Below are 23,802 nucleotides of genomic sequence, written 5' to 3' on the forward strand. Positions count from 1 at the left end.
TGGAGATGAAACGTTAGTTTGTGACTTTTTGAAGCTATTGTACCCTTTATTCAAAGCAGGGGACATTGATTTTTTAACTTTCGTCTCGCGACCTTTGCGTACTAATTGATTAATAGTAGGCATCTTGTTTCCTCCTTCCGTATGTTGCTAAGACCACACATCCAGGTGGTTCATTTTTTTACAAAAACAAAGTTTTTGTAGAAAATGATATTTCCACAAAAACAGTTTTAATAAATAATTGCAACTGTTGCTGCTCCCACTTCAATTCCACAAGCTCTACCTAGCTGCTTCATTGAATCTACTTTATTAATAGGCACATCGTTCGCTTTAGCTACATGCATAATTTTACTAATTATGCGTTCATCAGCATCAGCAGCAACGATAACTTCTTTCACAGCTTCCGATTTGAGAGCTTTAACCGTCTGCTTTGTACCTATAATAATCTTTGCTGCCTGTGATACTTTTTCATAAGACAACTTTAATATCCTCCAAAGTAACAGGTTATTTGAAACACCTTTGCTATAATAACATTCTGTTCAATAAATGTCAACAAGAAAAAAACTTGCTTATAGAGGAGGTTACAAACACTCCTCTATAAACTTCAGTCAACAATTACTGCAGCTTCTTCTTCAATGATCGATGGTAATTCTGGTGTGACTTTGCGATACTGTGTCATTCCAGTACCAGCAGGAACCAATTTACCAATAATTACATTTTCTTTCAACCCAAGTAAATCATCACGTTTACCTTTAATAGCTGCATCCGTTAACACACGCGTTGTTTCTTGGAATGAAGCGGCTGATAAGAAAGAATCTGTCTCTAATGATGCTTTCGTAATACCTAATAGTACTGGACGACCAGTTGCAGGTGTTTTACCTTCTAATAGCACTTTTTCATTTGCATCGGTAAATTGGTGAATATCTAGTAGCGATCCAGGTAACACATTTGTATCACCAGCATTATGGACACGTACTTTACGAAGCATTTGTCTTACCATTACTTCGATATGTTTATCACCAATCTCAACACCTTGCATACGGTATACGCGTTGAACTTCTTTAAGTAAGTACTCCTGAACAGCAGTCATATCTTTTACTTTCAACAACTCTTTAGGATCAATTGAACCTTCAGTTAGCTCTTGACCTCGCTCAATGACCGAACCGTCTGCTACTTTCAATCTTGCGTTATATGGTGCAAGATAATTTCTTGTTTCTACATCATTTCGTATAACAATTTCATACTGTCTATCACGCGCTTCTTTGATTTCGATGACAGTTCCATCGATTTCAGAAATAATCGCTTGACCTTTTGGATTTCGTGCTTCAAATAATTCTTGAACACGAGGGAGACCTTGGGTAATATCGTCTCCTGCAACCCCACCTGTATGGAATGTACGCATTGTTAACTGTGTTCCTGGTTCTCCAATTGATTGAGCAGCAATAATACCAACAGCTTCCCCAACTTCAACTTCCGATCCAGTAGCTAAATTGCGTCCATAACACTTCTTACATACTCCATGACGGGTATTACATGTGAATGCTGAACGGATCCAAACTTCTTCAACACCCGCCTCAACTATTACAGGCGCAAGATCTTCATCAATTTGTTCATTCTCTGCAACAAAAACTTCCCCTGTTTGTGGGTGTTTAATTGCTTTACGAGCATATCTACCAATCAAACGCTCTTCAAGCTTCTCAATTACTTCAGTACCTTCCATTAATGAACGAATAAACAATCCTCTGTCCGTGCCGCAGTCGTCTTCACGTACAATAACATCCTGGGCAACATCAACTAGACGACGAGTTAAGTAACCAGAGTCAGCTGTTTTTAACGCTGTATCTGCTAAACCTTTACGAGCACCGTGTGTAGAAATAAAGTACTCTTGTACATTCAGCCCTTCACGGAAACTTGATTTAATCGGTAATTCAATAATTCTACCAGCTGGGTTGGCCATGAGTCCGCGCATCCCCGCAAGCTGAGTAAAGTTAGATGCGTTACCACGAGCCCCAGAATCACTCATCATAAAGATTGGGTTACGCTTATTTAACGACGCCATTAATTTCCCTTGAATAACATCCTTAGCTGAGCTCCAAATAGATATCACTCGATCAAAACGCTCATCATCTGTAATAAGTCCGCGCCTGAATTGCTTTATGACAGTATCTACTTTGTTCTGAGCTTGATTTAATATTTCTTGTTTTTCAGGTAACACGACAATGTCTGATACTCCTACTGTAATACCAGCCTTTGTAGAATACTTAAAGCCTAAATCTTTCATGCGATCAAGCATTTTGGATGTTTCAGTGATCTTGAATCGTTTAAACACTTCAGCAATGACATTACCAAGAATTTTCTTCTTGAACGGATCAATGGTTGGACGCTTTTTAATTTCTTCCTTTACATCTACCGTCTTCTCTATAAAATACTTCTCTGGTGTTTTTTCTTCTAAGTTAGACTTCGTTGGTTCATTAATGTATGGAAATGACTTAGGCAAAATTTCATTGAAGACTAATTTACCTACTGTAGTTATAAGTAATTGATTATTTTGTTCATCCGTGAAGTTTGGATTATTTAATGTACCCGCATTTACAGCTACTCTCGTATGAAGATGGACAAAGCCATTTTGATACGCAAGAAGTGCTTCATCAGTATCATTAAATATCATCCCTTCTCCAACGGCTCCTTCTCGTTCCATCGTTAAATAATAGTTACCTAAAACCATATCCTGCGATGGAGTAACAACTGGTTTTCCGTCCTTAGGATTTAAGATGTTTTGAGCTGCTAGCATAAGAAGACGTGCCTCAGCTTGTGCCTCTGATGATAAAGGTACGTGAACTGCCATTTGGTCACCGTCAAAGTCAGCATTATATGCTGTACAAACTAACGGATGGAGGCGAATTGCTCGGCCTTCTACCAAAGTAGGTTCAAATGCTTGAATACCTAATCTATGCAATGTTGGTGCACGATTTAATAAAACTGGATGCTCTTTAATAACTGATTCTAATACATCCCAAATTTCTGGCTGTAAACGCTCAATTTTACGTTTCGCACTTTTAATATTATGAGCAAGACCTTTTTCCACTAGCTCTTTCATAACAAATGGTTTAAAAAGTTCTATTGCCATTTCTTTAGGCAGACCACATTGATACATTTTTAAATTTGGTCCAACGACAATTACGGAACGACCTGAATAATCAACACGTTTTCCGAGTAGGTTTTGACGGAAACGTCCTTGTTTCCCTTTCAACATATGTGATAATGATTTCAGAGGTCTATTTCCTGGACCTGTAACCGGTCTTCCACGTCTCCCATTATCTATAAGTGCATCAACAGCTTCTTGCAGCATTCGTTTCTCATTTTGTACAATAATACTAGGCGCACCAAGATCTAACAATCGCTTCAAGCGATTGTTTCTGTTAATGACACGACGATATAAGTCGTTTAAATCTGAAGTAGCAAATCTTCCACCATCAAGCTGTACCATGGGGCGAAGTTCAGGTGGAATAACCGGTAAAACATCCAAGATCATCCACGATGGATGATTGCCAGAGTTTCTAAATGCCTCAAGCACTTCAAGTCGTTTAATTGCACGAGTACGACGCTGGCCTTGTGCTGTTTTTAATTCCTCTTTTAGACTTTCTACTTCTTTTTCTAAATTAATATCCTGAAGAAGCTTTTTAATCGCTTCGGCTCCCATTGAAGCCTGGAATGTTTGCCCATATTTTTCTCGATACACACGAAATTCTTTCTCAGAGAGCAACTGTTTCTTGTCTAACGGCGTATTCCCTGATTCAGTTACTACGTAAGACGCAAAATATATTACCTCTTCTAGTGCACGAGGAGACATATCTAATACAAGTCCCATGCGACTTGGAATACCCTTGAAATACCAAATATGCGTTACCGGTGCAGCGAGTTCAATATGTCCCATCCGTTCACGACGAACTTTAGCACGCGTGACCTCTACTCCACATCGGTCACAAACTACACCTTTATAACGAACACGTTTATATTTTCCACAATGACATTCCCAATCTTTTGTAGGACCAAATATGCGTTCACAAAATAAACCGTCCTTCTCTGGTTTAAGAGTACGATAGTTTATCGTTTCAGGTTTTTTTACTTCACCGAATGACCAAGAGCGAATTTTATCTGGTGAAGCGAGTCCAATTTTCATATATTCAAAGTTATTTACGTCTATCAAGGGGCCTACCTCCCTTTTAGTCTCAGGTTTTCCCTTTACACCCAAACTCAATTATACCTAGATGCTCAAAAAGCTAGTGAAGAACAACTGTTAAACTAACACAGGATGTTTTCTCCGTCCTTTTTTGAACACGTATTAATATAGAATTTCAAAGGGGATTTCCCCTTTGAAAAAAGTATAGCTTTTTCTTTGTCTTACTCTTTCACCACTGCGTCTACCTCTTGTTCTACAGAAGTTTCTTCATCCATAGATACATTAGCATTTTGTTGATCATCATCATCTTCAGTATCACGCATTTCTATTTCTTTTTCATCGCTCGAGAGCATTTTAACGTCCATTCCTAAACTTTGTAGCTCTTTAATTAATACTTTAAATGATTCAGGAACACCAGGCTCAGGTACATTTTCACCTTTGACAATAGATTCATACGTTTTCACACGACCTACGACATCATCTGACTTAACAGTTAGAATCTCTTGTAGTGTATATGCAGCACCATATGCTTCAAGTGCCCAAACTTCCATTTCACCAAACCTCTGACCACCGAATTGAGCTTTACCACCCAATGGTTGTTGGGTTACTAGTGAATAAGGACCCGTTGAACGAGCGTGTAGTTTATCATCAACCATATGCGCTAGTTTAATCATATACATAACACCTACTGATACACGATTGTCAAACGGCTCTCCCGTACGTCCATCATACAAGACCGTTTTTGCATCACGAGCCATACCTGCCTCTTGTAATGTTGACCATACGTCTTCCTCACGAGCACCATCAAATACCGCTGACGCAACATGTATACCAAGCTTTCTAGCAGCCATCCCAAGATGTAATTCTAATACCTGACCGATATTCATACGAGAAGGAACCCCTAATGGGTTTAACATAATATCAATCGGAGTACCGTCTGGTAAATATGGCATATCTTCTTCAGGTAAGATTCTTGAGATTACACCTTTATTCCCGTGACGTCCTGCCATTTTGTCACCTTCAGAAATCTTACGTTTTTGAACAATATATACTCGAACAAGCTGATTAACTCCAGGTGGTAATTCATCGCCATCTTCGCGATTAAACACTTTTACATCAAGGATAATTCCTTCTCCTCCATGAGGAACACGGAGTGAAGTATCTCGAACTTCACGAGCTTTTTCTCCGAAAATCGCATGGAGTAAACGTTCTTCAGCAGTAAGCTCAGTTACACCTTTAGGCGTTACTTTACCTACTAGCAGATCTCCATCCTTCACCTCAGCACCGATGCGTATAATACCGCGTTCATCTAAATTACGAAGTGCATCTTCACCAACATTAGGAATATCACGAGTGATTTCTTCAGGACCAAGCTTCGTATCACGTGACTCTGATTCGTATTCTTCGATATGGATTGAAGTATAGACATCATCTTTTACTAGTCGTTCACTCATGATGATCGCATCTTCATAGTTATAGCCGTCCCAAGTCATAAATCCAACAAGTACATTACGACCTAACGCTAATTCTCCCAACTCCATCGAAGGTCCATCAGCAAGGATTTCTCCCTTTTTCACTTCATTACCAACAGCTACAATTGGACGTTGGTTGTAACACGTACCTTGGTTTGAACGAATAAATTTTAATAAACGATATTTATCAAGGTTACCTTTGACCTTTTGACCGTCTACTTCTTCATACCTTCTTACCCAAACCTCTTTCGCTTCAACACGCTCTACTATTCCAGGATGTTTACAAATTACAGCTGCCCCTGAATCCTTACCAGATACGTATTCCATACCTGTACCAACTCTTGGTGCCTCAGGCTGCATCAACGGTACAGCTTGACGTTGCATGTTCGCTCCCATCAATGCACGGTTAGAGTCATCGTTTTCTAAGAACGGTATACAAGCTGTTGCTGCAGAAACGACTTGTTTAGGAGATACATCCATATAGTCAGCTCGCTCACTCTTGACAACAATATTTTCACCACGGAAACGGGCAAATACATCATCATCTATGAATGTTCCATCTTCAGCTAGCCTTGAATTAGCCTGTGCAACAACATAATTATCTTCTTCATCAGCTGTAAGATAATCTATTTTGCTAGACACCTTTCCAGTTTCTGGGTCAACTTTTCGATACGGTGTTTCTATGAAACCGAATCGATTTACTTTTGCAAAAGATGATAATGAGTTTATTAACCCTATGTTTGGACCCTCTGGTGTTTCAATAGGACACATTCGTCCGTAATGTGAATAATGTACATCTCGGACCTCAAACCCGGCACGTTCACGGGTCAGACCACCTGGTCCAAGCGCTGATAATCTACGCTTATGTGTTAATTCAGCTAACGGGTTTGTTTGATCCATAAACTGAGAAAGTTGAGAACTTCCAAAGAATTCTTTTATAGATGCGATAACAGGTCTTATATTAATAAGTTGTTGTGGCGTGATCGTATTCGTATCTTGTATAGACATTCTTTCACGCACAACACGTTCCATTCTTGATAGCCCAATACGGAATTGATTTTGGAGTAATTCTCCAACCGAGCGAAGACGACGATTACCTAAATGGTCAATATCATCCGTATCTCCTACTTGATGTAATAGATTAAAGAAGTAACTAATAGAAGCAATAATGTCAGCTTGAGTAATATTCTTAACAGACTCCTCAATATAAGCATTGCCGATCACATTAATTACTTGCTCACCATCTGCATCACTAGGTGCATAAATTTTAATAGACTGCAGTAAAATCTCTTCTTCTATTACTCCACCTACTGTATGGAAGCTTTTAAACCCAGCTCCATCGATTAGCTGAGGAAGTATGCGATCTAGTGTCCTACGATCTAACAAAGTTCCTTTTTCAGCAATGATTTCACCAGTTTCAGAATCAACAAGTGTTTCAGCTAAGCGCTGATTAAATAATCTATTTTTCAAATGCAACTTCTTGTTAATTTTATAGCGTCCTACACTAGCTAGATCATAACGCTTCGGATCGAAGAAACGAGACTCTAGTAGGCTTTTTGCATTTTCTACTGTAGGTGGTTCACCTGGTCGTAGACGTTCATATATTTCTAGTAATGCTTTTTCAGTACTTTCGGTATTGTCTTTTTCAAGGGTGTTGCGGATATATTCGTTATCACCAATTAAATCGATGATTTCTTGATCAGACCCAAACCCTAACGAACGCAAAAGAACCGTAACCGGTAACTTCCGAGTACGATCGATACGCACGTATACTACGTCCTTCGCATCAGTTTCATATTCTAACCATGCTCCTCGGTTTGGAATTACAGTTGCTGTAAAACCCTTTTTACCGTTTTTATCAACTTTGCCACTGTAATAAACACTAGGTGAGCGTACAAGCTGAGAAACAATAACTCGCTCAGCACCATTAATAACAAACGTACCTGTTTCTGTCATTAACGGGAAATCTCCCATAAATACATCCTGGTCCTTCACTTCACCTGTTTCTTTATTCACTAAGCGTACTTTTACGCGCAGTGGAGCAGAATATGTAACATCGCGTTCCTTCGATTCTGCTACAGGGTACTTAGGCTCACCCAAGCTATAATCAATAAACTCAAGTGAAAGGTTACCTGTAAAATCTTCAATTGGAGAAATATCTCTAAACATTTCTCTAAGACCCTCATCAAGAAACCACTGATATGAAGAGGTTTGAATTTCAATAAGATTTGGCAATTCTAATACTTCACTAATACGAGCGTAACTTCTTCGTTGGCGGTGTCGTCCAAACTGAACTACTTGACCTGTCAACTGATTCACCCCTCAAATCAAGCGTTTTATTATTACTGCATATATATTTGTCTTACGAACTGAAAAATCATCAGTCATAAGGCAAAAAATAAAAGGGTTTCTTTTTAGAAAACCACATTTTACTCACGAACTATTGATTTTTTTAGTTTTTCCATTCAAACTAAACAATATACAACTAATATGATAATTTTTTCAATTATATTAGAAAAAATACATATTTGGCATTTTATAATGTTAACACAACAAAAAATAACCGTCAACTTTTTTTTGCTTTTATGATATAATAGCCTTTTTTCTTAGTAACTATCTCTACTTCCCTGAAGATTGCTTTAAGCTTTTCAACTGCTGAGGGAGCTCCTTGCTTTTTCTGAATAACAACCCATAGCTCTCCACCATCATCTAAATAATCGAGACTTTCTTCTAATATCGTATGAACTACTTTTTTCCCTGCTCGAATAGGTGGATTTGATAATATAGCAGAAAAAGACCGTTGATTTACACCCTCAAACAAATCACTTTTATAAATGGTTACATTTGAAACACCATTCAATTGCTTATTTTTTTCAGCTAACTCAAGTGCCCGTTCATTAACATCAACCATTTCCACCCGTTGTTTGTGAAATGCTTTTGCAATCGAAAGACCAATCGGCCCGTAACCACAGCCAATATCAAGTATAGAACCATCTGCTTCAGAAGGCTCAAAATGTTGTATTAATAATTTAGAACCGAAGTCAACTTCACTTTTCGAGAATACACCATTATCTGTAATAAAAGAAAACATAAAGCCCTTTAATTCATAACTCCAAGTTTGTGGGTTGCTATTCACTTTAGGCTTATCTGTAAAATAATGATCCCCCAAAAAACGACCCCCTGTCCTTCTTAAAATTTCGTATTAACTTCTTTAGCATGAATTGTTGTTTCACGCACTTAGAAGTTAACTATTCACAGCATCTTATCTTAATGTTTCATTCTTAATAATTGTTGCTTTTCGTCAATAGAGCTAAAAGCCAATATAACTAACGCTCTTGGCACCTTTTCTCCTCTAAAGACATCAGATACTCAAATGCATGTTAAAAACAACAACAACATATTTTTAATAATATGAGTCTTAAAAAAAGCTCGCTAATATTATTAGCGAGCTTTTTTTTATTCAACAAAATTACTTAACTTCTACGCCAGCTCCAACTTCTTCAAGCTTCGCTTTAAGTTCTTCAGCTTCGTCTTTAGAAACGCCTTCTTTAAGTGTTTTTGGAGTGTTATCAACTAATTCTTTAGCTTCTTTTAAGCCAAGACCAGTGATTTCACGAACAGCTTTGATAACTTTAATTTTTTGTGAACCAGCACTTGTAAGTTCTACATCAAATTCAGTTTTTTCAGCAGCAGCGTCTCCACCAGCAGCTCCACCTACTACAGCTACAGGAGCAGCAGCAGTTACACCAAATTCTTCTTCAATAGCTTTTACTAAGTCGTTTAATTCTAAAACAGTCATTTCCTTAACTGCTTCAATGATTTGTTCTTTAGTCATTATAATTTCCTCCTTGAAAAGTTGTAATTTTTTATACAAATACTATTTGTTTACTTAAATTATGCGCCTTGTTCTTCTTTTTGATCTGCAACAGCTTTTGTTGCAAGAGCAAGATTGCGAATAGGTGCTTGAAGTACGCTAAGCAACATAGATAATAATCCTTCGCGTGATGGAAGTTCTGCAAGAGCTTTAACGTCTTCTACTGATGCGATATTACCTTCAATCACACCTGCTTTAATCTCAAGTGCTTCATGGTCCTTCGCAAAGTTGTTAAGAATTTTCGCAGGAGCTACTACATCTTCAACACCAAAAGCAATTGCATTTGGTCCAGTTAAATGTTCGTTCAACCCCTCTAAACCAGCTTCTTCTGTTGCACGACGTGTTAAAGTATTTTTATATACTTTAAATTCAACACCTGCTTCACGAAGTTGCTTACGAAGTTCTGTTACTTCTGCAACAGTTAAACCACGATAGTCTACTACTACCGTTGATTTACTACCACGAAGTTTATCAGCAATTTCCGTTACGATCTGCTGTTTTTGTTCAACTGCGTTACTCATCCCTACACCTCCTATGATTTTTCTCTGGTTACTTATACCGCTTGGTGTATGCCGAAATTTTTCTTTCTCTTTCAGCAAAAAACCTCCACATCTATAAGACACGGAGGTTTGATATACAATAATTAACATTCTGTTATTACACTGTATATTTACAAAACACCTCGGTGGGAAATTAAGCTCATTATGAGCACCTACTGTCTACGGTATAAATTATATTCTATTTAAACAACAAGGATGATTATATAGAATCATAACCTGTTTGTCAAATTATTTATTAATTAGTTTGCATCAGTTACTGTTGAAGGGTCAATTTTAATTCCAGGTCCCATCGTTGAAGTTACTGATACATTTTTCATGTACGTACCTTTCGCTGCTGCAGGTTTCACTTTTACCATCGTGTCAAAAATTGTAGTAAAGTTTTCTTCTAGCTTTCCTTCTTCAAAGGAAACTTTACCAATTGGCACATGAATGTTACCTTGCTTATCTACACGGTACTCTACTTTACCAGCTTTAATTTCATTAATAGCTTTCGCAACATCAAATGTTACAGTACCTGTTTTAGGGTTAGGCATTAAACCTTTAGGTCCTAATACTCGACCTAATTTACCTACTTCACCCATCATATCTGGAGTTGCAACGATCACATCAAAATCAAACCAACCTTGATTGATTTTATTAATGTAGTCGCTATCACCAACAAAATCAGCACCCGCTGCTTCTGCTTCTTTTGCTTTTTCACCTTTTGCAAAAACTAACACACGTTGTACTTTACCAGTACCATGTGGTAGTACGACAGCACCACGGATTTGTTGATCTGCTTTCTTAGGGTCAACACCTAAACGGAAAGCAACTTCAACCGTTGCGTCAAATTTTGTTGTGTTTGTCTTCTTAACTAGTTCAATCGCTTCTCCCACTGGGTAAGCTTTTGTACGGTCTACTAATTTAGCAGCCTCTACGTACTTTTTACCTCTTTTAGCCATTGTATTTCCTCCTTATTTGTGGTTTTAACGGAACAACCTCCCACGAATAAAGGTTGCGAATGAGAATGCACTCATAGCCGCAACCTCCCAACACCTATATGCGCACGCGATTAATCTTCAATAACAATCCCCATACTGCGGGCTGTACCTTCAACCATTCGCATTGCTGATTCAACATTTGCTGCATTTAAATCAGGCATTTTTGTTTCAGCAATTTCGCGTACTTTGTCACGTTTTACAGTCGCTACTTTATTACGGTTTGGTTCACCTGAACCAGACTCAATTCCAGCAGCTTTTTTAAGTAATACTGCTGCAGGTGGAGTTTTAGTAATAAAAGTAAATGAACGGTCTTCGAAAACTGTAATTTCAACCGGTATAATTAAACCAGCTTGATCAGCTGTACGAGCATTAAATTCCTTACAGAATCCCATGATATTTACACCTGCTTGCCCTAAGGCTGGTCCAACCGGTGGTGCCGGATTTGCTTTACCAGCAGGAATTTGTAACTTAACAACTTTTATTGCTTTTTTAGCCACGAGACACACCTCCTTAAAGTCCGTGATGTGGTAATAGGGTATTCCCTCCCACTCATCGTAAACCTTTATTATCTATTCGAGGATGTCCAAATCGTCTGAGAGAAGGAACCGTCAAGAGACTTAAGTCAGCATACCTTACCATTTCTCATGTACGATGCATATGTACATGAAATTTAGTAGCATAGTCGACTAGTACTTCTTCATCCTTTTTTGAACACTCACTATAATAAAGATATATTATCATCTAGCCCCATATTTTTTGAGACATACTGACTTTGAAATATTACCACTTTTTTTGTGTCATTTCAAGTTTAATTGGTTATATTTTTTCTATTTGATCAAAGTCTAGCTCAACTGGCGTTTCACGTCCAAACATATTTACAAGGACTTTAACTTTACTCTTATCAACGTCAAGCTCTTCAATTTTACCTGTAAAGTTAGCAAAAGGACCATCCTTCACTTTTACCGTTTCACTAAGTTCAAAATCAACCTCAACGACTTTTTCTTCCATACCCATTCTTTTTAATACATGAGTAATTTCATCTGGTAACAACGGAGTTGGTTTTGATCCAGAGCCTGATGATCCGACAAAACCTGTTACTCCAGGTGTGTTTCGTACAACATACCAAGAGTCATCTGTCATTATGATTTCTACCAGCACATATCCTGGGAATACTTTTTTCTTAACGACTTTCTTTTTTCCATTCTTCACATCTGTTTCTTCTTCTTCAGGAACTACAACTCTAAATATTTTATCTTGCATTCCCATTGACTCAACACGTTTTTCTAAATTTGCTTTTACTTTGTTTTCATAACCTGAATACGTATGAACAACATACCAATTCTTTTCCATTCGATAGGACTTATTATGTCCTTCCCTCCCCAACAATAAAATAGACCTGAAAGCGCAAACAGCGCACTCACTGGTGACAAGCATATGGCGAACCATCAATAAGATTGCTTTTTATCCTTATTGACGAGTCGGTTATAACCTCGAGCTGACGGCTGTTGAAGCTAGTCATTCAACAAAGACCAAACGTCTCATTCATCCCACACAAGCACTGGAGCCACCTCACTTGAAGGCGCTTTTTTGCCTTCTAGTAATAAGGTATAGTGGCCTCATGGGGATGGTTAAAATTCCTACACCTAAAGAGTTAACGTTTCGTCAATTTTCATAAAGGCACTCTCAGACGTAAAACATTCATCAGCAGGTTATATACCTGGTTATCTGCGTCTTCTTGTTAAAGCGTCTGCCATAAATACATTTTTTCTTCCCAAATCAAAAAACCCGTTACCGGGCTTTTCATCTACTAACTTTATCAATCATTATACCATGACAATGCAATTGTTATTCAACTACTAATTCAATTAAAAAAGAAATAATTTGGTCTGTTAAAGCAAAAAACAACACAAAAAATACTACAGTTGAAAGTACCGTAATAGTATAGCGAGTCAATTCCTTTTGTTTAGGCCAACTTACTTTTTTCATTTCACGTACAACATCACGCAAAAATGTTGTTAAACGTTTCATATACGTAACCTCCAGCGCCGGTTTTTATATAATCTAGGTTGTTAAAAATTATTTTGCTTCTTGATGGGTTGTATGTGTATTACAAGTTTTACAAAACTTATTTATTTCAAGTCTTTTCTCTGTTTTTGCATCAGTTTTCATAGTTATATAGTTTCGACTTCCACACTCACTGCATGCAAGGACTATTTTTTTACTCATGATAACACCTACCATAGACATACATGTCCTTAAAAGATTATCATACCATTCTTTTCTATGTCAACAACTGTTAACAAATGGAGGAAAGCTACAAGCTTATCTCTCTCAACTCTAAATAACGCTCAAGCTTTCTTTTTACTCTTTGTAGTGCATTATCAATAGATTTCACATGACGATTTAGATCTTCGGAAATTTCCTGATAAGACCTTCCATCTAAATAAAGAACTAATACCTTTCTTTCTAAATCACTTAATAGCTCTGACATTTTCACTTCAATATCATCATATTCTTCTTGATTTATAATGAGTTCTTCTGGATTCATTACCTTCGTACCAGAAATTACATCCATTAGTGTTCGATCCGATTCCTCGTCATAAATAGGCTTGTCCAGTGAAACATAGGAATTTAACGGAATGTGTTTTTGTCTAGTAGCAGTTTTAATAGCAGTAATAATTTGTCTCGTTATACATAATTCCGCAAAAGCCTTGAATGATGTAAGCTTGTCCTCTCTAAAATCACGTATTGCTTTATATAAGCCTATCATGCCTTCTTGGACAATATCTTCTCGATCTGCTCCAATTAAGAAATACGATCTCGCTTTTGCACGGACAAAGTTTTTATACTTATTGATCAAATAATCAAGCGCTTCACTATTGCCACTGTGAACTAATTCTACAATATGTTCATCCTCATACTGCTCATATATTCCCCTTGTCTTCCCTTTGAAGTTCGAAACCACACAGATCCCTCCGACCGTTATATAGAAATATTATACAGCACGATTTTTTTCAACGTCAACTACTCATCGTTGTCCACGTCTCCATTTTTCGAAAATTTCTGCAACTTCTTCACTAAGATGTATTTTAGACTTTGGCTTTTTTTGTTGTGTCACTTTGACCTTCTTCTCAATTCGCTGTTTAATAGCGGTCATTTCATTGTACAGTTCTCGTGCGGATTTTCTCAATGCACCCTGTCCAAAAATCGTCCATTGTTCCATATAATCCGATGTTGCAACATGAATTTGCGTTTGTATATTATTAAGTTCTTTCACTAGCTTCTCTATGCGTTCATCTGCAGTTTCATTCTCACGTGTGAATATGATCTCTACTTTGTGGTTTTTTAATTTCTTTTCAATGCCTTTAACGAGGTGAGCATCAAAAACAATGATTACTCTATAACCAGTATAAGCTTGATATTCAGCCATCTGATTGATTAAGTTATCACGAGCTGAGTTAAAATCTTTATCCCTTAAAGGTCTTAAGTTTGGCCATGCCCCTATAATGTTGTATCCATCAACAATCAGGATATCCATAAAGGTTAGTCCCCTAACGGGATTCGTTTACGGTAAACCTCATACATTAGTAAGCCAGCAGCAACCGATGCATTTAAAGATGTTACCTTCCCACGCATAGGAAGATTAATGAGAAAATCACATTTTTCTTTAATAAGTCTTCCGATCCCTTTTCCTTCACTACCAATGACAAGTCCTAAAGGCATATTTCCGTCAATGCTCCTGTAGTCATCTTGGCCATTTGCATCTGTACCAATGATCCATATGCCATTTTCTTTAAGCTCTTCTATAGTGCGAGACAAATTAGTCACCTTAGCTACTGGAATATACTCTATCGCTCCGGTTGAAGCTTTAGCAACAGTTGCAGTTAATCCTACCGCTCTTCTTTTCGGAATAATAATGCCATGAGCACCAACTGCATCTGCAGTTCGCATGATAGAACCGAGGTTATGCGGATCCTCAATTTCATCGAGTAAGATAAAAAAGGGCATTTCTCCTTTTTCCTCTGCTTTACGGTATAGATCATCTAGGCTTGCGTATTCGTATGCAGCCACTTGAGCAATAACACCTTGATGATTGCCATCATTCATTTGGTCTATCTTTTTCTTTGGGACAAACGAAACGGGTACTTGCTTATCCTTTGCAAGCTGAACAACCTGTTGCATTTGCCCTCTTTGTGATCCTTCAGCAATCCAAATCTTATTAATTTCGCGCTTTGATTTTAGCGCTTCTAACACAGGATTTTTACCAATAATATATTCCTGATTCATCATTTACCTCCTTTCTTTTGTTTCTCAATAAATTGAAAAGATTCACTTACAAGCTCCTCAAACCTATCTTCATTTCCCATTAAATAATGATACCCTAATAAAGCTTCAAAGGCTGTGCTATATCGATATGTTTGTACATCTGTATTTTTTGGAATGGTACCTGATTTTGCATTACGCCCTCTTTTTACGATTGTTTGCTCTTCAATACTAAGCATATCATTTTGGAGAAAGAAGTGAATAACATTCGCTTGCGCTTTTGCTGACACATATGCTTTAGCAATATTGTGTAACTGATTAGGTCTAATATTACCCTTTATTAATAGGTGATGCCGCACATGACTTTCGTATACAGCATCACCCATATATGCTAAAGCTAGACTGTTTAACTGTTTCACATCAATAATATTAGGTGAATGTAACATCTTCCTTACCCTCTTCTCCATCTTGTACCTTGAGCTGTGTCTTCAAGTATAATATTTCGTTCTTTTAACTCATCTCGAATTTGATCAGATAATGCAAAATCTCTATTCTTTCTAGCATCTATTCTTTGTTGAATCAGTTCTTCTATTTCATCATCAAGTAGCTCGTTATTTTCTAATGTGAGTCCAAGCACGGTAAAGGTTTCTTCAAAGAGCAATACAAATTGTTGAATAACTTGATTGGAAGTGTTTTTTTCCATTAAATATAGATTTGCAGTTTTAGAAAGGTCGAATAATACTGTAATTGCATTGGCAGTATTAAAATCATCATCCATCTCTTCAATAAATTTCTCTTTATATTGACTTATATTTTGAATCCATTCATCATCATTCGTAGTTAGATTAGCACTGCTATTCATCCGATGTTTTAAATTCGTATATGCTGTACGTAATCTCTCGAGGCTACTTTTGGCACTCTGAAGTAATTCAATATTATAATTTATTGGATTGCGGTAATGAACAGATAGCATAAAAAAGCGCAACACTTGTGGGTCATGCTCTTTAATAATGTCATGAACCAAAACAAAGTTCCCTAATGATTTCGACATCTTTTCGTTATCTATATTGATATATCCATTATGCATCCAATAATTAGCAAGCTGTTTTCCTGTTAAAGCTTCTGATTGAGCTATCTCATTCTCATGATGTGGAAAAATTAAGTCTTGCCCTCCTGCATGAATATCTATTGTATCTCCTAAATATTCTCGCACCATTGCAGAACATTCGATATGCCAACCAGGTCTACCTAAGCCCCATGGGCTTTCCCAGGAAATCTCTCCTTCCTTGGCTGCTTTCCAAAGAACAAAATCTATTGAATCGTTTTTCTTCTCATCGACTTCAATTCGAGCACCCACTCGCAGTTCGTCAATTGATTGATGTGATAATTTTCCGTATCCGTCGAATTCACGCGTTTTGTAATAAACATCTCCACCTGATTCATAAGCATAACCTTTGTCAATCAAAGCTTGAATAAAGTCAATAATAATGTCCATCGTTTCTGTGACTCGTGGATGAGCATCTGCTTTTTTGCATCCTAACGCGGAAACGTCTTCAAAATATGCTTGAATAAACCTCTCAGAGACAGTAGGTACGTCCTCACCTAACTCGTTAGCAGCTTTTATAATCTTATCATCAACATCAGTAAAGTTGGAAATATATTTCACATCATACCCGCGATATTCAAAATATCTCCTAACTGTATCATATATAATATCAGGTCGTGCATTTCCAATATGGATATAGTTATATACTGTTGGTCCACACTTATACATTGTAACCTTATTTTCCTCAATAGGAATGAATAATTCCTTTGCTCTCGTAAGTGTATTATAAATTTGAATTGGCATGTTCTATTTTCCTCTCTTTCATTTCTGCTAGTTCATTTCGTAATTCATTCATTTCTAATTCAATTTCTCTTATACGATCGGCAATCGGGTCTGGTAAGTCTCGATGATTAAAGTCTTTTTTAACACGCACACCATTTTTTATAACTATCCTTCCAGGTATACCAACTGCTGTAGAATTGTCAGGAACGTCATGTAAGACAACAGAGCCTCCCCCAATCTTTGAATTCTCTCCAATAGTTATAGATCCTAGTACTTTTGCTCCTGCTGCGATAAGTGCATTGTCCTTAATAGTTGGGTGCCTCTTACCCTTTTCCTTACCTGTTCCTCCTAACGTAACACCTTGATAAATCGTAACATTATCTCCAATTTCACAAGTCTCACCTATGACAACTCCCATGCCATGATCAATAAATAAGCGCCTTCCTATTTGAGCACCAGGATGAATTTCAATTCCAGTAAAAAACCTGCTTATTTGTGATAAGAGTCTAGCAAGAAAAAACAGTTTTCTCTTAAATAATCCGTGAGCTATCCTATGTGACCAAATAGCATGTAATCCAGAATAAGTAAGGATCACCTCAATATAGCTTCTTGCAGCTGGATCTTGCTCAAAAATCACCTCAATATCTTCTTTAAACATTTTAAACACGGTGTTCGCCTCCATCCTTATTATTTGTTCAAAAGACAAGAAAAGTGCAAGAGCCTCAACCATCCCCATCATGTGTTGAAACAAGACAATTCGAATGTATAGAATGCCTATACTATCAAATGGTTTTATGTTGAAATGACTGTAAGGGCCATATTTTCCATAAATCATCAATAAAGGTGTTGAATTTCTAACAATGCTCTTTTCGTAAACTTCGTTGCTAATGTACCTATACTAGAAGATAAAGATATTAATTTGCGTAAAAGTCATCGATTTATAGAAGAAAAGATGCACCAAACTTTAGTAATATTCTTGTTTAGTTTTTTACGAAAATGCCTATAAAAAAGAAAAAATATGATGGACATAAGTTGTATACGTGTACATTTCCATATACGAAAAAACGCCTCTATGCCTATGCACAGAGACGTTTTCACGCGGTTCCACCCTGTTTAGGTAGCTCAAATTTGCAAGCCTACCCCAACTCAACCCTTCTAACGGAAGGGAATCCGTCCTAAGCTAGTTAATCAAAGATTAGTTCACCTAGAATACTCAGAGGTGCATTTCAAAAAGCGGGGATATGAACCACTTTCAGCCGATGATGGTTCTCTCTTAAATATCTTTATCCGCTCATTTACTTTTCCTCGTCAACGTAATTACGTATCATTCATTTTGTAAAAAGCTTGTTTCCCAAAATATATATTGCAATTTACATATTTAATCCTTAATACTTAGCAACATCTATGCATAATAGCCTTACTTACACATTTAAACATCGATTCATATATCTTTACTATATTACAAAGTTAAAAAAAAGTTAACTAATTAAGCTTTTTATCCGCTCTTTAATTTTTTCCTTACCGAGTAACTCAATTGCCATTGGTAAGTCCGGGCCATGTGTTTGACCTGTTGTCGCAACACGAATCGGCATAAAGAGCTTTTTACCTTTGTGGCCTGTAGATTTTTGAACAGATTTCATTGCTGCTTTAATGTGCTCTGCTTTAAATGATTCAAGCTGTTCAATCTCTGATAGAAACCCAGTAAGTACCTCATTTACTTGCTCTTCTGATAAAACTACCTTTGCTTCCTCATCATACTTGATATCTGCTTTAAAAAACATTTCGGTTAAACCAATAATTTCTGCCCCGTAACTCATTTTTTCTTGGTGTAATAAAATTAATTTTCGAACCCACTCTCTATTTTCTTCATCCATGTTTTCCACTATAAGCCCAGCTTTAGTTAAATGAGGCAAGGATAAGTTTACGATGTCATCGGCACTTAGATGTTTTATATACTGATTGTTCATCCATGTCAATTTTTGTTTATCAAATAAAGCAGGTGATTTTGATAAACGCTTAGCATCAAAAATATCAATCAATTGTTCCTTTGTAAATACTTCATCTTCACCACCTGGTGACCAACCTAGAAGTGCAATAAAGTTAAATAAAGCCTCTGGCAAATAACCTAATTCTTCATATTGCTCAATAAATTGAATAATCGCTTCGTCCCGCTTACTAAGCTTTTTCCTACTCTCATTTACAATTAAAGTCATATGACCAAATGTAGGATACTCCCATCCAAGAGCTTCATAAACCATCATTTGCTTTGGTGTATTTGAAATATGATCATCACCACGTAAAACATGTGAAATTTTCATAAGATAATCATCAACTGCTACTGCAAAGTTGTACGTTGGGGTACCATCCTTCTTAACAATGACATAATCACCAATATCTTGTGATTCAAAAGTCACTTCACCCTTTACCATGTCTTGAAAACGGTATGTCTTTTCAGATGGTACGCTAAAACGAATGCTAGGTTTTCGACCTTCGGCTTCTAAAGACTTGCGTTGCTCATCCGTTAAATGACGACATTTCCCTGAATATTGTGGCATGCCTCCATTTAAGGATTGCTCTTCTCGCTCTTTTTCTAGTTCTTCCTCAGTACAATAACATTTATATGCTAAATCTTTCTCTAATAGTTCATTATAATACTGCTGATAAATATCATTTCTTTCCGATTGACGATAAGGTCCATAATTCCCACCTACATCAACACTTTCATCCCAATCAATTCCTAGCCAAGATAAATATTTTAATTGACTTTCTTCTCCACCTACAATGTTACGCTTTTTATCCGTATCTTCAATTCGGATAATAAATTTGCCATCATTATTTCGTGCAAATAAATAATTAAATAATGCCGTACGCGCATTCCCTATATGTAAATGTCCTGTTGGACTTGGCGCATAACGAACCCTTATATCTTTCACCATAATTGTTACCCCCATAATTGTACATAGCAAAGTTTTATCGTTATTTTATCACCAAACATGATTGTATACAAAGCATGTCTATGTTGCTACCTTTTTTTTAGTAAAATAACTACTTGAGCAGCTATTCCTTCTTCTCTTCCTGTAAACCCAAGCTTTTCAGTAGTTGTAGCTTTTACATTTACTTGGTCAATAGAAGCCTCAAGAAGTTCAGCAATTCTCCCCCTCATTTGGTCAATATATGGGGACATTTTTGGTTGTTGAGCAATAATCGTACAATCAACATTGCCCAATTCATAACCTTCATTCTTTACTAGCTTCCAAACGTGTTGAAGTAGTAGTGATGAATCAGCATTTTTATATTGTGGGTCTGTATCCGGAAAATGTTTGCCAATATCCCCTGCTGCAATGGCCCCTAAACTGGCATCTGCAATTGTATGTAATAGTACATCCGCATCTGAATGTCCTAACAAACCTTTTACGTGGGGAATTTCAATTCCCCCTAATATTAGAGGTCTATCATCAGCAAATTGATGAACATCAAAACCTTGCCCAATACGAATCATTACCTTCACTCCCGTTACTTTATCTCTCTAAGTTACTCGCTTATCGTTAAAACTACTCACCCAAAATAGCATGTGCAAATTTGATATCCTCTGGTGTAGTAATTTTGATATTTTGATAATCACCTTCGACGATCATTACTTGTTTATTTAGTCGTTCTACTAAACTGGCATCGTCGGTACCAATATATTTATCTTTAATAGCTTGCTCATGCGCTTCTTCCAATAATGATATACGAAAAGCTTGTGGCGTTTGCACTGCCCACAAGCTAGATCGTTCAAATGTTTCCTCCACTTTCAAATCCAGAACACGCTTCACAGTATCTTTAACAGGTACTGCAAGAACAGCCGCCCCGTCTTTGTATGCCGTATTAACCAAAGAATGAATATGCTCAGTTTTAATAAAAGGTCTTGCACCATCGTGAATGAGCACAATATCAACATTATGTACTTCTTTTAAGCCCATATGTACACTATGCTGCCGCTCATTTCCACCATACACGATTTTTTCTATTTTAGAAAAGTTGTTCTCTTCTACAATTTCCCTCATATATTGCTCATCTAGTGAATTAATAACTAGAACAATTCCTACGCAATGGGGGTCATTTTCAAAAACTTTTAAAGTATGGGCTATGATTGGGGTTGACTGTAATGGCATAAACAGTTTATTCATACCTACATTCATTCTTTTCCCCTGTCCTGCTGCAGGAATGACTACCTTATATAACATTATGTTGCTCTCCTAACATTTGTATAGGCATGATAAAGGTTAAGGAACGTGTTCACTTCACCTATAACCTTATCATTTATAAACCTTGTATTATATCTTATAATGCTCTTTCTAACAACTTCGGCTTAGCAAAAATCATTCTCCCAGCAGAAGTCTGTAGTACACTCGTAACTAACACATCAAGATTTTTACCTATATGATCTCTTCCATCTTCAACAACAATCATCGTTCCGTCATCAAGATACGCAATGCCTTGATTTTGTTCTTTCCCATCTTTAATTACTTGGACATTCATCTCTTCCCCTGGAAGAACAACCGGTTTCACGGCATTTGCCAAATCATTAATATTTAACACAGCTACATTTTGTAATTCACAAACTTTATTTAAGTTAAAATCATTTGTAACTACCACTCCAGAAGTAATTTTAGCGAGCTTTACGAGCTTGCTATCAACCTCCTGTATATCTTCAAAATCACCTTCATATATCTCAACGTTATTTGATAATTCCTTTTGTATGCGATTTAAAATATCAAGCCCTCTTCTACCCCTATTACGTTTTAACACATCCGCTGAATCCGCGATATGCTGAAGTTCTTCTAGGACAAATTGGGGTATGACGATCGTTCCTTCTAAAAAGCCTGTTTGACATATATCCGCTACACGACCATCGATAATAACACTTGTATCCAATATTTTTAATTTTTTATCATACAGCTCAAAATCTTCTTCATTGCCTTTTTTTGTTCCTTTGCGATTTGATATTGAAAATAAGTTAATAAGGTCGTCTCGCTTTTTAAAACCTATTTGAAAGCCCAAATAACCTAATAACAGAGTCAAAAATATAGGTATAATGGTATTGAATAATAAAAATTGGAATTTTTGTATTGGGATATTAATAAAAAAAGCAACAATAAGGCCAAAGATTAACCCTAGACTCCCAAAGACTACATCAGTTGCTGGAGCCTTGACAACAGTCTCCTCTAACCAACGTATTAAATTTACTATATAATCTACTAACCAAAATGTAACAAGAAAGAAAATAAGTGCACCTAATATGGCTAGCATGTAATGTTCTCTTAACAATGCAATGTTATCAATATTCATTAAAGGTAATACATATGGAATATAAAATATACCTAATATCCCACCGATAATGAGAAAAAATAATTGAACAATTCTTTTTAACATTCTTTCACCTCCTTCTATACATTATAAACAGTTTGCAATAATTGAAACGTACTATTACTATTATTTTTTCTATTTGTAACCGCGATGAAATATATTTGTAAAATAAAGACATCTTTCACTTAGCATATCATCCTTTATGTGATGATTGCAAATGACTACTATATTTGACGATCAATTAACAATTGCTGCTGTATTCTTTTAAGTCCTTCTTTAATTTTTCGTGCTCGAACTTCTCCAATCCCCTCTACTTCATCTAATTGTTCTACACTTGCTTTCACGATTTGATTCATATTTTTGAAGGTTTCTATTAAATTTTCTATAACGACTGATGGCAAACGTGGTATTTTATATAAGGCTCGATACCCTCGAGGTATTACACCTTTATCTATATTTGTATTTTGAGGATACCCAAGTAATTTTAAGAGTAGATAATCATCAAGAAGCTCCGAGCTCGAAAGCTTTTGTATTTTAAGTAAAATTGCATCAATATCTTCCTTAGCTTCACATGCATAATCTTTAATAAGTAAAATTGCTTCCTCTTCAATATGGGCAACTAATTCGTTCATTTGTAGGCGTATTAACCTTCCTTCGGAACCTAACTCAGTGACATAGCTGATGATCTCATTTTGAATTCTCAACACCATTTCAATACGATGTAGAACTTGTAATACTTCCGAAAAAGTTACTTGCTCTTCAAATTCCAATGCACCTAAATTGGTCATGCTTTGATTCAAAACAGAGTGATATTTCTCAAGTGTTTGCATAGCTTGGTTTGCTTTCGTCAAAATGACACCAATATCTTTTAGTACATAGCGAAAGTCAGCTTTATATAACGTAATAACATTACGGCGTTGTGAGATAGCGATGACTAAGCTCCCAGTTTGTTTCGCAAATCTCTCTGCAGTACGGTGCCTCATGCCCGTTTCAGATACAACAATACAAGAATCTGGAACTAATTGTGCATTGGATATTAAAATTTTCGACCCTAATTCATTCAAGATAATTGCACCATCCATTTTAGCTAATTCATATAAATATGATGGTGAGAACTGACAATTTATTTGAAAGCCGCCATCAACCAATTTTTTCATTTTATCGTTGTAGCCAACAACGATTAAGCCACCGGTTTTTGCACGCAAGACGTTATCTAACCCTTCCCGAATAGGGGTTCCAGGGGCAATAAGCTTTAATATGTCTGCTACAATTTGCTCGCTATGCACTCTCTCCATTAAC

At 36.6% G+C, this 23,802-nt stretch carries 22 protein-coding genes, 1 pseudogene and 2 other annotated features; all 23 genes and pseudogenes read right to left on the reverse strand.

All coding sequences use genetic code 11. The annotated features are described in order from the left end of the window. A pseudogene (locus JM172_RS18495) lies at positions 1-123 on the reverse strand (30S ribosomal protein S12); the annotation flags it as partial. A gap of 104 nt (positions 124-227) precedes the next feature. Beyond that, a complete protein-coding gene (locus tag JM172_RS18500; RefSeq protein WP_214483860.1) occupies positions 228-476 on the reverse strand; it encodes a 50S ribosomal protein L7ae-like protein in 249 nt (82 codons plus the stop codon). Between the two features lie 125 nt (positions 477-601). Beyond that, complete coding sequence (rpoC, locus tag JM172_RS18505) at positions 602-4,204, reverse strand: DNA-directed RNA polymerase subunit beta' (RefSeq protein ID WP_214483861.1); 3,603 nt, start codon at positions 4,202-4,204, stop codon at positions 602-604. A gap of 194 nt (positions 4,205-4,398) precedes the next feature. After that, on the reverse strand, positions 4,399-7,959 hold the full coding sequence (gene rpoB / locus JM172_RS18510) for a DNA-directed RNA polymerase subunit beta (RefSeq protein WP_214483862.1): 3,561 nt from the start codon (positions 7,957-7,959) through the stop codon (positions 4,399-4,401). Between the two features lie 256 nt (positions 7,960-8,215). Next, on the reverse strand, positions 8,216-8,818 hold the full coding sequence (locus JM172_RS18515) for a class I SAM-dependent methyltransferase (RefSeq protein ID WP_214483863.1): 603 nt from the start codon (positions 8,816-8,818) through the stop codon (positions 8,216-8,218). A 300-nt stretch (positions 8,819-9,118) separates the two neighbouring features. Next, on the reverse strand, positions 9,119-9,484 hold the full coding sequence (rplL, locus tag JM172_RS18520; RefSeq protein ID WP_214483864.1) for a 50S ribosomal protein L7/L12: 366 nt from the start codon (positions 9,482-9,484) through the stop codon (positions 9,119-9,121). Between the two features lie 59 nt (positions 9,485-9,543). Beyond that, positions 9,544-10,044 (reverse strand): 50S ribosomal protein L10, encoded by a 501-nt coding sequence (rplJ, locus tag JM172_RS18525; RefSeq protein WP_214483865.1) that lies wholly within the window; start codon positions 10,042-10,044, stop codon positions 9,544-9,546. A 67-nt stretch (positions 10,045-10,111) separates the two neighbouring features. Next, positions 10,112-10,266: a sequence feature (ribosomal protein L10 leader region), on the reverse strand. Positions 10,267-10,322: 56 nt separating this feature from the next. Next, positions 10,323-11,024: a 50S ribosomal protein L1 gene (gene rplA / locus JM172_RS18530; protein WP_214483866.1), complete on the reverse strand. Its 702-nt coding sequence runs from the start codon at positions 11,022-11,024 to the stop codon at positions 10,323-10,325. A gap of 110 nt (positions 11,025-11,134) precedes the next feature. Then, entirely contained in the window at positions 11,135-11,560 is a 426-nt protein-coding gene (rplK, locus tag JM172_RS18535; protein WP_214483867.1) for a 50S ribosomal protein L11, read from the reverse strand. Positions 11,561-11,879: 319 nt separating this feature from the next. Next, positions 11,880-12,413 carry a transcription termination/antitermination protein NusG gene (gene nusG, locus JM172_RS18540; RefSeq protein ID WP_214483868.1) on the reverse strand — a complete coding sequence of 178 codons (534 nt, stop codon included), beginning with the start codon at positions 12,411-12,413 and terminating at the stop codon, positions 11,880-11,882. Positions 12,414-12,908: 495 nt separating this feature from the next. Then, entirely contained in the window at positions 12,909-13,091 is a 183-nt protein-coding gene (gene secE, locus JM172_RS18545; protein WP_214483869.1) for a preprotein translocase subunit SecE, read from the reverse strand. A gap of 48 nt (positions 13,092-13,139) precedes the next feature. After that, positions 13,140-13,289 (reverse strand): 50S ribosomal protein L33, encoded by a 150-nt coding sequence (gene rpmG / locus JM172_RS18550; RefSeq protein ID WP_214483870.1) that lies wholly within the window; start codon positions 13,287-13,289, stop codon positions 13,140-13,142. Between the two features lie 88 nt (positions 13,290-13,377). Further along, complete coding sequence (gene sigH, locus JM172_RS18555; protein ID WP_320259564.1) at positions 13,378-14,028, reverse strand: RNA polymerase sporulation sigma factor SigH; 651 nt, start codon at positions 14,026-14,028, stop codon at positions 13,378-13,380. A gap of 63 nt (positions 14,029-14,091) precedes the next feature. Next, the gene (locus JM172_RS18560; RefSeq protein WP_214483871.1) at positions 14,092-14,601 is read right to left on the reverse strand and encodes an NYN domain-containing protein; all 510 of its coding nucleotides are present in this window, start codon (positions 14,599-14,601) and stop codon (positions 14,092-14,094) included. A 5-nt stretch (positions 14,602-14,606) separates the two neighbouring features. Further along, on the reverse strand, positions 14,607-15,350 hold the full coding sequence (rlmB, locus tag JM172_RS18565; protein WP_214483872.1) for a 23S rRNA (guanosine(2251)-2'-O)-methyltransferase RlmB: 744 nt from the start codon (positions 15,348-15,350) through the stop codon (positions 14,607-14,609). Then, positions 15,350-15,772, reverse strand: a complete 423-nt coding sequence (locus JM172_RS18570) for a Mini-ribonuclease 3 (RefSeq protein WP_250886757.1) — start codon at positions 15,770-15,772, stop codon at positions 15,350-15,352. Before JM172_RS18570 ends, rlmB begins: the two co-directional genes overlap by 1 nt. 5 nt (positions 15,773-15,777) lie before the next feature. Next, entirely contained in the window at positions 15,778-17,175 is a 1,398-nt protein-coding gene (gene cysS, locus JM172_RS18575; RefSeq protein WP_214483874.1) for a cysteine--tRNA ligase, read from the reverse strand. After that, positions 17,156-17,821, reverse strand: a complete 666-nt coding sequence (epsC, locus tag JM172_RS18580; RefSeq protein WP_483297265.1) for a serine O-acetyltransferase EpsC — start codon at positions 17,819-17,821, stop codon at positions 17,156-17,158. Before epsC ends, cysS begins: the two co-directional genes overlap by 20 nt. A gap of 414 nt (positions 17,822-18,235) precedes the next feature. Next, positions 18,236-18,475, reverse strand: a binding site (T-box leader). 157 nt (positions 18,476-18,632) lie between these two features. Continuing rightward, positions 18,633-20,090: a glutamate--tRNA ligase gene (gene gltX, locus JM172_RS18585; RefSeq protein ID WP_214483875.1), complete on the reverse strand. Its 1,458-nt coding sequence runs from the start codon at positions 20,088-20,090 to the stop codon at positions 18,633-18,635. Between the two features lie 86 nt (positions 20,091-20,176). Beyond that, a complete protein-coding gene (gene ispF, locus JM172_RS18590; RefSeq protein WP_214483876.1) occupies positions 20,177-20,653 on the reverse strand; it encodes a 2-C-methyl-D-erythritol 2,4-cyclodiphosphate synthase in 477 nt (158 codons plus the stop codon). Positions 20,654-20,705: 52 nt separating this feature from the next. Continuing rightward, positions 20,706-21,380: a 2-C-methyl-D-erythritol 4-phosphate cytidylyltransferase gene (gene ispD, locus JM172_RS18595; RefSeq protein WP_214483877.1), complete on the reverse strand. Its 675-nt coding sequence runs from the start codon at positions 21,378-21,380 to the stop codon at positions 20,706-20,708. Positions 21,381-21,477: 97 nt separating this feature from the next. Continuing rightward, positions 21,478-22,569: a PIN/TRAM domain-containing protein gene (locus JM172_RS18600; RefSeq protein WP_214483878.1), complete on the reverse strand. Its 1,092-nt coding sequence runs from the start codon at positions 22,567-22,569 to the stop codon at positions 21,478-21,480. A 158-nt stretch (positions 22,570-22,727) separates the two neighbouring features. Then, positions 22,728-23,798 carry a DNA integrity scanning diadenylate cyclase DisA gene (gene disA, locus JM172_RS18605; protein WP_214483879.1) on the reverse strand — a complete coding sequence of 357 codons (1,071 nt, stop codon included), beginning with the start codon at positions 23,796-23,798 and terminating at the stop codon, positions 22,728-22,730. Between the last annotated feature and the right edge of the window lie 4 nt (positions 23,799-23,802).

This window comes from Bacillus sp. SM2101 (assembly GCF_018588585.1).
Classification (GTDB): domain Bacteria; phylum Bacillota; class Bacilli; order Bacillales; family SM2101; genus Nanhaiella; species Nanhaiella sioensis.

Excerpts from the sequence above, each read along its gene's own strand:
- gltX (WP_214483875.1), bottom strand. The coding sequence starts at position 20,090 with ATGGTGAAAGATATAAGGGTTCGTTATGCGCCAAGTCCAACAGGACAT.
- rplL (WP_214483864.1), bottom strand. The coding sequence starts at position 9,484 with ATGACTAAAGAACAAATCATTGAAGCAGTTAAGGAAATGACTGTTTTA.
- ispD (WP_214483877.1), bottom strand. The coding sequence starts at position 21,380 with ATGTTATATAAGGTAGTCATTCCTGCAGCAGGACAGGGGAAAAGAATG.
- JM172_RS18560 (WP_214483871.1), bottom strand. The coding sequence starts at position 14,601 with ATGGATATCCTGATTGTTGATGGATACAACATTATAGGGGCATGGCCA.
- rplJ (WP_214483865.1), bottom strand. The coding sequence starts at position 10,044 with ATGAGTAACGCAGTTGAACAAAAACAGCAGATCGTAACGGAAATTGCT.
- JM172_RS18600 (WP_214483878.1), bottom strand. The coding sequence starts at position 22,569 with ATGTTAAAAAGAATTGTTCAATTATTTTTTCTCATTATCGGTGGGATA.
- cysS (WP_214483874.1), bottom strand. The coding sequence starts at position 17,175 with ATGCCAATTCAAATTTATAATACACTTACGAGAGCAAAGGAATTATTC.
- disA (WP_214483879.1), bottom strand. The coding sequence starts at position 23,798 with ATGGAGAGAGTGCATAGCGAGCAAATTGTAGCAGACATATTAAAGCTT.
- secE (WP_214483869.1), bottom strand. The coding sequence starts at position 13,091 with ATGAAACGTTTAACAACATTTTTGCGTGATGTTGTACGTGAAATGAAA.
- ispF (WP_214483876.1), bottom strand. The coding sequence starts at position 20,653 with ATGATTCGTATTGGGCAAGGTTTTGATGTTCATCAATTTGCTGATGAT.
- JM172_RS18570 (WP_250886757.1), bottom strand. The coding sequence starts at position 15,772 with ATGTTACATTCACCTAATATTATTGATGTGAAACAGTTAAACAGTCTA.
- rplA (WP_214483866.1), bottom strand. The coding sequence starts at position 11,024 with ATGGCTAAAAGAGGTAAAAAGTACGTAGAGGCTGCTAAATTAGTAGAC.
- rlmB (WP_214483872.1), bottom strand. The coding sequence starts at position 15,350 with ATGAATCAGGAATATATTATTGGTAAAAATCCTGTGTTAGAAGCGCTA.
- rpmG (WP_214483870.1), bottom strand. The coding sequence starts at position 13,289 with ATGAGTAAAAAAATAGTCCTTGCATGCAGTGAGTGTGGAAGTCGAAAC.
- nusG (WP_214483868.1), bottom strand. The coding sequence starts at position 12,413 with ATGGAAAAGAATTGGTATGTTGTTCATACGTATTCAGGTTATGAAAAC.